General features: G+C 74.5%; 6 protein-coding genes. 1 reads left to right on the top strand and 5 read right to left on the bottom strand.

Features of this window, described 5'->3' with window-relative positions; all coding sequences use genetic code 11:
- Positions 1 to 12 precede the first annotated feature (12 nt).
- Positions 13 to 1,530 carry a pectinesterase family protein gene (locus ABGB06_RS03085; RefSeq protein ID WP_347585066.1) on the bottom strand — a complete coding sequence of 506 codons (1,518 nt, stop codon included), beginning with the start codon at positions 1,528 to 1,530 and terminating at the stop codon, positions 13 to 15.
- A 293-nt stretch (positions 1,531 to 1,823) separates the two neighbouring features.
- Between ABGB06_RS03085 and ABGB06_RS03080 the strand changes: the two genes are divergently transcribed.
- Positions 1,824 to 3,227 carry an FAD-dependent monooxygenase gene (locus ABGB06_RS03080; protein ID WP_347585065.1) on the top strand — a complete coding sequence of 468 codons (1,404 nt, stop codon included), beginning with the start codon at positions 1,824 to 1,826 and terminating at the stop codon, positions 3,225 to 3,227.
- Between the two features lie 12 nt (positions 3,228 to 3,239).
- On the opposite strand, the gene ABGB06_RS03075 is transcribed toward ABGB06_RS03080, so the two are convergent.
- The 4 genes from ABGB06_RS03075 to ABGB06_RS03060 form a co-directional block, all read right to left on the bottom strand.
- Positions 3,240 to 4,592, bottom strand: coding sequence for a hypothetical protein (locus ABGB06_RS03075; protein WP_347585064.1), 1,353 nt, complete (start codon positions 4,590 to 4,592; stop codon positions 3,240 to 3,242).
- Positions 4,589 to 5,554, bottom strand: coding sequence for a hypothetical protein (locus tag ABGB06_RS03070; RefSeq protein WP_347585063.1), 966 nt, complete (start codon positions 5,552 to 5,554; stop codon positions 4,589 to 4,591). The genes ABGB06_RS03075 and ABGB06_RS03070 overlap by 4 nt, the downstream gene beginning before the upstream one ends.
- 76 nt (positions 5,555 to 5,630) lie before the next feature.
- A complete protein-coding gene (gene fxsT, locus ABGB06_RS03065) occupies positions 5,631 to 9,551 on the bottom strand; it encodes an FxSxx-COOH system tetratricopeptide repeat protein (protein WP_347585062.1) in 3,921 nt (1,306 codons plus the stop codon).
- Positions 9,548 to 11,041, bottom strand: a complete 1,494-nt coding sequence (locus ABGB06_RS03060) for a hypothetical protein (RefSeq protein ID WP_347585061.1) — start codon at positions 11,039 to 11,041, stop codon at positions 9,548 to 9,550. Before ABGB06_RS03060 ends, fxsT begins: the two co-directional genes overlap by 4 nt.
- Positions 11,042 to 11,055 lie beyond the last annotated feature (14 nt).

Below are 11,055 nucleotides of genomic sequence, written 5' to 3'. Positions count from 1 at the left end.
CGTGGGAAACGGTCACGCGGCGTCGGTGACATGGTCGCCGTGCAGCACCACGTCGTCCAGATCCAGGTCGCGACCGGTCGCGCTCAGCGCGACGGCCGGTCCCTCCCCGGGATAGGCGTTGTCGACGGTCAGGTCGGCCAGGGTGACGCCGTCGGCCAGCACGGACAGCGTGGCGCTGCCGGCCACGCCGTTCGGCCCGCCGTAGAACTTCTCCTGGTCGACGCCGAAGTCATAGGTCAGCACGACGTCCGCCGGATCGCCGGTGGCGCCGCGGACGGTCACGCCCGAAGCGGCCGGCCACACGTGGACCACCTCCCGGTAGACGCCGGGCGCCACCACGATCTCCACCGGGCGGCCGGGGTCCGCGGCGACCGCGCCGAGCGCGGCGCGGACGCTGGCGAAGTCGCCGGTGCCGTCGAGGGAGACGGTGACGGTTCGCGCCACCGGGTCGGGCGCGTAGCCCGCCGGCCCCGCGTGCCGCTCCACCAGGCCGGGCACCGCGCGGGCCGGGTCGGCGGCGTAGCGGTAGTACGCCGCGGGGTCGAACGCGTCGCCCGCCGCGTCGGCGCGCCCCCAGGTGTCCCGCAGCAGGTTGCCGCGGCTGACCAGTTCGGCGGTGGGGTCCTTGACGACCAGCGGGTCCTGGCCGGTGGCGTAGTAGTTGTGCTCGGCGACCACCTCGGCGGCGCCGCGGCTCATCGTGCCGTACTGGCCGAAGTTCTCGAAGTAGTTGTTGAAGAGGTGGGCGGCGTCGGTGTTGTCGATGCTGGGATTGCGCTGGTAGGTGTTGCGGAACCAGTTGTGGTGGATCGTGATCTTGGTGATCACGTTCTCCGTCCAGCCGATGCCGAGCGTCTTGTTGTGGTCGGCGAAGACGTTCCAGGAGAGCGTGACGTAGTCGCTGTCCCTGCGGACGTCCACCAGGCCGTCGCCGCCCCGCAGGAACGCGCAGTGGTCGACCCACACGTGGTGCGCGGTGTCCATCCGGATCGCGTCGTTGTCGTTGTCGGCCGACTTGCCGTCCCAGTCGCCGGGGACGTAGGAGTCGCGGAACGTCAGGTTCCGCACGACCACGTTCGCCACCTGGTCCAGGAAGAGGCCGCCGCCCACGAGTTCGGCGTCCGGGCCGACGCCGACGATCGTCTTGTCCGAGGCGACGCGGATCATCCCGCCGAACGGCGCGACCTCGATGCTGCCGGCCACCCGGATCACGTACGGCTCCGGCGCCTCGGCGTAGCGGACCAGCTCGGCCAGGTCGTGCACGGTGACCGTGGCGCCGCCGGCGCCGCCGGTGGTGCCGTCCTGGCCCGCGGCGTCCAGGGCGGCGAAGCCCACCGGCGCGTCGGCCCAACCGGCCGACGTGACCGGCGTCGTCGGCGTCGTCGGCGTGGCCGGTGCGGCCGGTGCGGCCGGTGCGGCGGGGGACGCCGAGGCGCCGGCGCTCAGGCCCGGGACCGCGGTCAGCCCGACCACGGCCAGGGCCAGCACGAGCGGCCGGAGGGCCGCTCGGCATCGACGGGCATACCTCATGGGTGACCTCCAGGCGCGTCTGTTCCGTGGCGCGATCCGTGCGGCGAGTGCGGTAAGCGCTTTCCGTCGTGGCCGAAAATTTCGGACTGACAGTCCGATAGATTCGCGCCCAGACTGTAGGAGCGGCCCTCAGCGCGGTCAAGGGCCCCGGCACGGGCGGCGCCCGTGCGCCGGTCGCGCATCCGTCCACCGGGTCGGGCGACCACGGCGGTCCGGACAGACACCCCCCGACGGTGCGACCATGCGGGTACGCAGCGTGAACGGTATGGCAGCACGGGAGAAGGGGGAACGACATGGTCGGACGGCAGGCGCGACGGGCGCGACGGATCGGAGCGGGTCATGTGGTGGTGATCGGGGCCGGGTTCGCCGGGCTGCTGGCCGCGCGGGTGCTCAGCGAGCACGCGGAGCGGGTGACGCTCGTCGAGCGCGACCGGTTACCCGCGGAGCCGGACGTCAGGCCCGGGGTCCCGCAGGGCCGGCACGTGCACGCTCTGCTGGAGAGCGGACAGCGGGCGTTGGAGGAGCTGTTGCCGGGCGTGCTGGCGGAGCTCGACGGGCACGGTGCGCCCCGCCTGGGCATGCCGGACGAGTTGCTCTACTGGCAGGACGGCCGGTGGTACCGACGCACCCCCGCCTCCACCCACGTCTACACGGGTCGCCGCGCCCAGGTGGAGTGGCTGGTGCGCCGCCGGGTGTGCGCCGACGGCCGGGTGACGGTGGTGGGGGGCACGGAGGTCAGAGGTCTGCTCGGCGACGCCTCCCGGGTGCGGGGCGTGCTGCTGCGGGAGCGCGGCGCGGGGGCGGAGGGCACGAGCCAACCGTTGGCCGCCGACCTGGTGGTGGACGCCTCCGGGCGCGGCAGCCGCGCGCCGGTCTGGCTGGTGGCGCTCGGTGCCGAGGCGCCGCGCGAGGAGCGGCTGGACACGGGACTGGCCTACGCCACGCGGGTCTACCGGGCGACGGAGGAGGGCGCGCCGGAGGCCCCGCGCGGCTACTATCTGCTGCCCAGTCCCGAGCAGACCCGCAGCGGCGTGGTGGTACCCGTCGGCGACGACCTGCACCTTGTCACCCTGTCCGGGCTCCGTGACTATCAACCTCCCACGGATCCCGCGGAGTTCGAGGCGTTCGCGCAACGGTTGCCGCATCCGGTGATCGGCGACTGGATGGCGCGCGCGAAACCGGAGTCCGGCGTCTTCGGCTTCCGCGGCACCGTCAACGTTCGGCTGCGCTACGACCGTCGGGGGCGCCGTCCGGAGGGCTTCCTGGCCACCGGCGACGCGCTGTGCGCGTTCAACCCGATCTACGGGCAGGGCATGTCGGTCGCCGCGCTCAACGCGCTCGCGCTGCGGGACGCCCTCGCCAACCCGCACCGGTCGTCCCGCACGCTGAACGTTCAACGGGCGGTGGCGCGTTCGTCGCGACAGGCGTGGGACATCTCGACGGGCGCGGACCGGAACATGCCCGGCGCCGAGGGCGACGTGGCCCGAGGCGGTATGGCGGACCGGGTGGCGTCCTGGTACCTGGGGCGGGTGCAGGCCCGGGCGCCCGGCGATCCGGTGGTGGGCGACGCGTTCCGTGCCGTGCTGGGACTGACCGCGCCGCTGTCCGCGCTGTTCGCGCCCGCGGTGGCGCGCGCCGCGCTGTTCGGGCGGGTGCGGGAGACGCCGGACGGACCGCCGCCGCGGCCGGAGGCGTAGCCGGCCCCGCCGTCACCCACGCCCCGGGCCGGGCGCGGCACCCGCCGCGCCCGGCGACGCGGATGACCCGGAGGGGTCGGAGGGCTCGGACGGCTCGGGCGACTCGGGCGGCTCGGGCGAAGTGGGCGGCTCGGGCGAAGTGGGCGGCTCAGGCGAAGTGGGCGGCTCGGGCGAAGTGGGCGGCTCAGGCGAAGTGGGCGGCTCGGGCGAAGTGGGCGAGGACGACGCGGACTCCGGAGCGGTCTGTGGGGTGGCTGACCTCAGCCGGACGGCGGCGTTGGCGAGGGCGTGCAGCAGGTTGACGACCAGGATGGCCGGCGCGATGGTGCCGACCGCCTCCGGGATCTCCGGCTGCAGCATCAGGGCGAGGATGATCGCGGTGATGCCGTTCTGCTGGGCGAGGCTCAGCGCGACGCGGTCCTCGCGGGAGAAGCCGCGCGACACCAGGAGGCTCACCACGACCTGGGAGCCGTAGACGGCGACGCCGAGCACCAGCCCGGGGAGCGGCCGCGCGCCGGAGGACAGCAGCACGCCGAGGAGCAGCGTCGCCGAGACCAACGCGAGCCCGGTGGCGCGGTCCAGCCAGCGTCCCAGGGCCGGGCGGAAGAACAGCGCGGCGACGGCCACCCCGAGCATGAGGAACTGCCAGGCCGCCACGGCCAGTAGCAGCGCCAGCGCCACGGTCCGGGCCCAACCGCCCGGCGCCGCCGGGCCTTCCTCGTTGTCCGGGCCCGCCGCGCCGGCCGCCGGTCGTCGGCCCGACCGGCGGAGCGGACCGAGCCGACCGAGGCCCCACCAGACGGCCGCCGCCCCCGCCACCAGAACGGCGTTGAGCAGCAGCGTGTGGCGGTAGGCGCCGAGGCCCCCGGTGTCCGCCTCGTCGAGGAAGAGCACCCCGGCGTAGATGACGAGGACCGTGGTCACCGGATCGTCGAACGAGGCCCACGCGAACAGCAGTGACTTCGCGCGCTCCGACATGTCCCGGCGCCCCAGCAGGCCGGCGACCGACAGCGGGTCGATCTGCGCCATGGCGACGGCCAGCACCACGTACTCCGGGCGGCCGGGGAAGACCAGGGTCAGCGCGGCGGCCGTCAACGCCGCCTTCAGCAGCACCCCGAAGGTGATGGCCAGCCCGATGCGGCCGAGGTCCTGGCGCGCCCGGGGCCGGGAGATGCCGGAGGCACTGGCGTACAGGCCGATCGCGAGCAACGCGGCGGTCAGGTGCGCGTATCCGGCGTCGCCGGCCCAGTCCTCCGGGGTGAGCGGGAGCCCGAGGAGCAGCCCGGCGCAGGCGACCAGGACGGGGACACGCAGCGAGCGCAGGACGTCGGTGCCGAGGGCACGGGCCGCCTCCGCGCCGCTCATCGCGGCGCCGGCCCGAGCCGTCGCGTCAGCTCGGCCGTCAGCCGCTGCATGGCCCGGTCGGCCACCTCCACCAGGGTCTGGTCCAGGGTCACCCCGACGAGATACCGGTTGTCGGGGAGGGCGAAGAGGTAGAGCGCGCCGAGCTCGACGTCGAGGACCAGCCGGATCGCCTCGCCGCCGGTCACCGCCCACAGGGCGGTGTTCAGCCAGTTCGCGAGGCCGGGTAGCCGCTCCCCGAGGATGCGGTACTGCGCGCGCCGCTCGTCCCGGCTGAGGAAGGCGAAGAACTCCTCCAGGGCCGGATCGTCGAAGACGTCGGCCGTGACGACCTCGGCCCGGCCCGGCTGGTGGTACGCGACGTGGTGCAGGCCCGTCGCCGACAGCGCGCCCGCGAGAGGGGCCAGCGGGCCGCCGTCCGGTTCGGCGTCGGCGCCGCCCGGCCGGTCGTCCGGCGCGGTGGCGGCCGGCGGGCCGGGGGCGCCGGCGGCGGCGCCGTCGTTCCGCGCCACGGACAGGTAGGAACCGAAGTCCAGCTCGCTGTAGCGCCAGTCCCTCCGGATCCCGTTGGCGGCCCGGGCCATCAGCCGGTCCAGCTCGTCGGTGTGTTCGGCGTGCTGGGTGGCCCCGTAGAGGTGGACGTCGCCGCCGACGAGGAAGAAGAAGATGGCGCCGGTGGGCACCTGGATGATGGTGCGCATCAGCACGCCGCTGCGCAGCTGCGCCAGGTCGGGGCCCAGTTCGCCCAGCGTGAAGTAGAGCTGGCGCCCGTTCCGCGCGTGGTCGTCGGCGTCGTCGGGATCACCGGCGGCGACGGCGATCCTGACCGTGCCGCGGTCGTAGAGGATCAGGTGCGCCAGCCCGTCGGCGTCGGCGATGGCCGTCAGGTGCTCGGCCAGTGCCCGGAGCGCGGGAGTCTCGCCGTTCGGGAAGCTCGGCGACGTGGTCGTGGGGCGGTGGCTCACGGCTTCCTCGCCCTCGCGGCGGCGCGCCGCCGGCCGGTGTCGTCCGCTCCGTCGGTGCCTGGGCGCAGTCTCCGCATCAGACCTCTTCGATCTCCAGGGCGGCGCCGACCCGCCGGTACGGGTCGGCGGTCAGCCGCCGGGTCAGGTGGTGGTCGGGTCCGAACTGCTCGGCGCACCGGGCCGCCACGGCGGCCAGCGGGTCGCCGCCGCCGGCGGGTGGGGCCCCGGCGTGCGCCAGGTTGGCCGCGGCCGTCAGCGTGACCGCGTGCTCGGTGCCCCACCGGATCCGGCAGTTGTCGTAGATCCTCTGGTCCTCGGCCGCGACCAGCTCCGACGGCTCGGTGGCGGCCACCGCGTTGTTGCGGTTGATCCGCGCGACGAGCGTGAACGGGTGGTCGGGCCGCAGCGAACCGTTCAGCCGGGTGACGGCGTCGGTCGCGAGCGCCCTGGCCTCCTCGGCCTCCCCGTGCTGCCCGCTCTCCAGCAGGAAAAGCGCCAGGTTGGACCGGCACATCGCGGTGAACGGGTGCTCGTCGCCGAACCGCTCCTGGTGCCCGGCGAGCACCTCCCGGGCGAACGCCGCGGCCTCCGCCGGATCGCCCTGGAGATGGAGCACCATGGCGACGGCGAGCAGCGACGCCATGGTCACCGGATGGTCCTCGCCCCAGGCCGCCTGCATCTTGGTGTTGACGTCCCGCAGCAGCGGCAGCGCGGAGGTCAGGTCGCCGTCCGCGAGGTAGGTCAGGCCCAGGCTCTTCACCGCCCAGAGGGTGCGCGGCGCGTCCTTGCCCTCCAGCGCGGTGAGTTGGCGCACCGCCTCGGTGAGGTAGGACGCGGAGTCGGTCAGCCGGCCCGCGTGCCGGTGGAAGGTGCCCAGGGTGGCGCAGGACCGCCAGGTCGAGGGGTCGCGCTCGGTGAGGATCTTCCTGCGGCCCTCCAGGGTGATGGTGTCCTGGGCGATGGCGCGCAGCGGCGAGCCCATGAAGTACCAGGACAGGGCCAGGTTGGCGGAGGCCATCAGGGTGTCGGGATGATCGTCGCCGAACGCCCGGCGGAACCCCTCGTAGGTGGTCTGGTCCTCGGCCAGCGCGTCGCGGAAGTTGCCCAACGCGCGCAGCTCGGCGGCGTACCCGCGGAGCGTCATCAGCGTGTAAGGGTCCTGCGGGCGCAGCACCTTGCGCTGGGTGCGCAGCGTCGCCTGGTCCATCTCCAGCGCCGCGTCGTACGCCCCCAGCGCCCGGTGCGCGTTGGCCACCTGGGTGGCCAGCCGGAGCGTCGGGATGTCCTCGGGGAACCGCTCCCGCCAGTCCGCCAGCACGCGTTCGCCCAGATCTCGGGCGGACTTCCAGTCGTTACGGCGGAAGCGGTACCTGACCTGGTTGGCGACCCAACGGCGCACCTGAGGGTCGTCGCTGGTCAGGGCGCCGGAGACGAGGAGGTGCTTGTCCAGTTCGGCGAAGACCTGCGCCTGGCGGGGGTCGTCGGCGTCGATGTCCGGCGGCGCCAGCTCGGCGAGCACGCCCAGCACCTGCCGGCGGCACTCCTCGCGCTGCTCCGGCGTCATCCGGGTCCGGCGCGCGAGCTGGGTCAGCCGGTGCACCTTGAACGTCTCGGTGGCCTGGTCCACCTGCGCCAGGGCGCGGCCGGCCAGCGTGGTCAGCACCTCGCGCAGCCGCATGCTGTCGCGCAGTTCGGGGTCCACCTCGGCCAGCCGCGCCCGCATCGCCGGGGACTGGATCACCTGGAACGAGACGCCGTCGGGCGACAGGAAGGCGCTCAGGTCCAGCAGCCGGGCGGCGGCCGGGGACTCGCGCTCCAGCCATTCGGCGGTGACGTCGTGCACCGCGGCGAACGCCGTCGGGTACTCGACCGCGAACTGCTCGCCGCTCCTGGTCTCCGCGTCGCTCTGCAACTGGTCCACGAACTGCCGTACGGTCACGGGCCCGTTGCGCAGCCAGGCGGCGGTCTGGTCCAGGGCCATCGGCAGGTCGCCCAGCGCCTCGGCCAGCCGGTCCAGCTCCGCGGCCCCGGCCTGGGTCAGCCGCCCGCCGAGCAGCGCCCGGCTCTCCTCCCGGGTGAAGACGTCCACCCGCAGCGCCTGGGCCTCCCGGTCCCAGTCGCTGTTCCGCGAGGTGATCAGGACGTGGCCGTAGCCGGCGTCCGGCACGAACTCCCGCAGCGCCGCCGGCTCCTCGGCGTTGTCGATGACCAGCAGCCACCGGTCGTAGGGGTCGCCGCGGCGCAGGCTCTCGCGCAGCGACTCCCAGTCCTCGCCGACGCTCCGGCCCGACTTCCTGGCGATCTCCCTGGCCAGCCGGGCCAGGCTCTCGCGGGCCGCGTCCGGCTCCGAGGCGGTCACCCACCACACCACGTCGTAGTCGCTGGCGAACCGGTGCGCGTACTCCCGGGCGATCGCGCTCTTGCCCGCGCCGCTCATCCCCAGCAGCGCCTGCACCCGCCCGGGCGCGTTCACCGGGGCGCTCAACCTGGCGCGTAGATCGGCGAGTTGTCTGGCGCGGCCGGTGAAGTACGGGTCCCGGCGCTCGACGTTCCACACCTCGGCGAGCCGGCCGGGGAACCGGTGGCGGGAGCCGGCGCTGGACGCTATCCGGTCCTCCGCGCCGGTGAACCCGAAGCGGCCGAGCACGGCGGTGACCGCGGCGGTCTCGTTGAGTCCGGCCAGGTTCACCACGTCCAGGGGCCGCCGGTCGGCCTGCCCGGGAACCATCGGGGTGGCGTCGAGCTGCACGCAGACCACGTGCGGGCCGCCGGCGTCGAGGCCGGACGGCGGGCGGGACAGCAGCATCTCCTCGGGCGTGCCGCGCAGATGCGTGGAGAGCAGCACCAGCACGCTGTCCGCGACCGGGCGCGCGTCCGGGCCGAGGCCGGCCGCCTCGCGCCCCAACACCTCGATGCCGAGCAGCCGGAACAGCTCGCCGAGCCATTCCGCCCACGCCTGGTCCTCCGGCGCGTGCAGCAGCGCCACGGTCTCCGGCCGGCCGCGCAGGGCCAGGTGCAACTCCCGCTCGTAGAGCCGGCGCTGGTTCTCCGGGACGGCGGTGAACGTGCTCACCGCCCCGTCGCTGACCCGCGCGGCCAGCTGGACGTAATGGGGCAGGACGCCGGCCGTGTCGGTGGGCCGCTCGCGCAGCACGGCCAGTTCGCCGCTCATCGCGTAGAACGGCGCGTAGGGCACCTGCACCTGGTCCCAGTACGTCTCCTCGGCCTCCTGACCCGGCAGTCCGAGGAGGTCGCGGAACGCCTGCCGGGCCTCGCTGCTCTTGGCCTGCCGCAGCGGCAGTTCGGAGCTGCCGCTGTGCGTCGGCAGCGCGTGCACCCGGATGGCGCGACCGTCGGGGGCGGCGAGGCCCCGCGCGACGCGGGCGGTGCCCGCGATGGACGCGCTGTCCATGGTCAGCGCGCAGACCACGACGTCGGGAAGCACCGAGGTGCAGATCCGGGCGACGGGGGACACGCCGGCCCGGCTGTCCACCAGCACGTAGTCCCACTCGCCGTGGCGCATCCGCTCGCGCAGCCGGAGCAGGTACTCGGCCCCCTCCTCCGAGCCCAAGAACTCGGTCCAGTTGAACGCCGTGAGCCGTTCCGGGTAGTCGTCGTCGTGCTGTCCGGGGCCGAGGTAGTCGAGCCGGCCACCGTGCGGGAAGCGCGCGTTGAGCCCGACCACGTGGGCGCTGAGGTCGGTGTAGGTGTCCAGCAGGTCGCGGAGGTCCTCCCGGCCCGCGCCGTTGGCGTTCGCGCCCTCGGCGAAGCCGTGCACCAGGTCCAGGACCCCGGTGGTGCTCTCCAGCTCCCGGTCGGTGAGGAACTGCCGGTAGTAGCCGTGCAGTCCGGGGGTCTCCAGGTCGAAGTCCACGACCAGCACGGTCTTTCCGGCGCTGGCGAGTATCCAGGCGACGTTGGCCAACGCCACTGTGCGCCCGGCACCGCCCTTGTACGAGTAGAACGTGACGATCGAGGCGGGACGGGTGACTGTCATGTTTCCGCTTGCTTCCCCCCGGACGTGCCGTACAGCAGTGGTGGTAACAGGCCGGCCACCGGGGAGAGCCAGCTGGAGCGCTCCCTGCGGCGCCGGGTGAGCCGTTCGGCGCTGGTCTCGACGCGCGAGGCGCGGCCGGACGCCGTCCGGTCGGCGGCCTGGTCGGGCGCGGCGCGGCGGCCCGGGTCCGGTGTGGCGGGCCGCGGTGCCGCGTCCTGCCGGGGAGTCGTGGACGCGAGCGGTTCGGCGGGGTCCAGCGGTTCGGCGGGCGCGCCCGGACCGAGCGCCAGCATGTCGGCGACCGCGCCGATCACGGTGTGCGCGAGTCCCTGTGCGGAACCGGCCTCGTGGTGCGGGGCCTGGAGCCCGCTGTTGATGATCCGGGCCAGCACCGCGGCGCGGAGTTCGGCGGTGTGTCGGGTCGTCTCCGCGTCGCCGCGGGCCAGGACGACGACGACGGCGCCGATGGCGGACGACCAGCCGGCGAGCTCGGTCCGTAACGTCTCCGCGCTGAGCGAGCTGGCCAGCCAGGGGTCGACGAGCAGGACGGCCGAGCGCGCGGGGCGGGCGGGCGCGGGGCCGGTCTCCGGCCGGGCCGGCAGCTGACGGGCCGTCATGTTCCGCAGGCCGTAGGCGGCCAGCGCGCGCCGCACGATGGCGACGGCCGGCTCGTCGGCCTGCGGCAGAAACGGCCGCCAGTCCTCGGGCGACGGCCCGTACCCGTCGGCCGAGGCGCGTAAGCCGACCATCCGGTCCCGGGTGCCGGTCAGACACAGCAGCGTGATCGGACGGGCCTCGGGCGCGTCACGGGAATCGCGGGAACCCCCTGGCTCGCCGGAGGCACGGGGGTCGCTGGCGGCACGGGGGTCGCGTTCGGGTGCGGTGGCGGCGCGTCTCCGGTCGGCCTGCTCGCCGCGCCGGGGCCCGAACCGGGGCGGCACGGCGGCGGCGTCGGCCGCGGAGATGGCGGGGACCTGCCGCGCGGCGGCGTCCACCAGGCGCTCGGCGACCTGCCGCACCAGCCGCCGGTAGCCGTCCAGGCCGGCCGGGTCCGCGAGCAGGTCGGCGACGCCCACCGTCCCACCGACGTCGCCCCATCCGCTCAGCAGCGGCCCGGCGCGGGCCACGGACCGCGGCAGGACCAGGGCTTCCGCGCGCCACACGACGCCGATCAGGGCCTGCGGGGACTGCCCGGTGCGGCGCAGGACGCGTTCGACCCGTTCTCGGAAGACGGCCCAGTCCCGGGCGCTGTCGGTGGCGCGCAGGTACGACTCGGAGTAGAGGGCGAGCAGCACCCGGCAGTCCAGCACGGCGGACTCCGGGCCCTGCCGCGGGATCGGGTCCTTCAGCAGTCCGTCGGTGCCGGGATGTCGTCCGAGCAGGGCGTGGACCTCGGCCTGCACGTCGACGTGGAACCGCTGGACCTGTCCCCGGTCCTCCGCCTTCGTGGCGTAGCTGGTGAAGAACAGCGGTGCCGCAGCCCTCTCCACGCGCCACTCCCCTC

Origin of the sequence: Streptomyces sp. B6B3, assembly GCF_039871525.1 — a bacterium.
Lineage (GTDB): Bacteria > Actinomycetota > Actinomycetes > Streptomycetales > Streptomycetaceae > Streptomyces.
The sequence above is the reverse complement of the archived record's forward strand: the minus strand, read 5'-3'. Positions and strand labels throughout refer to the sequence as shown.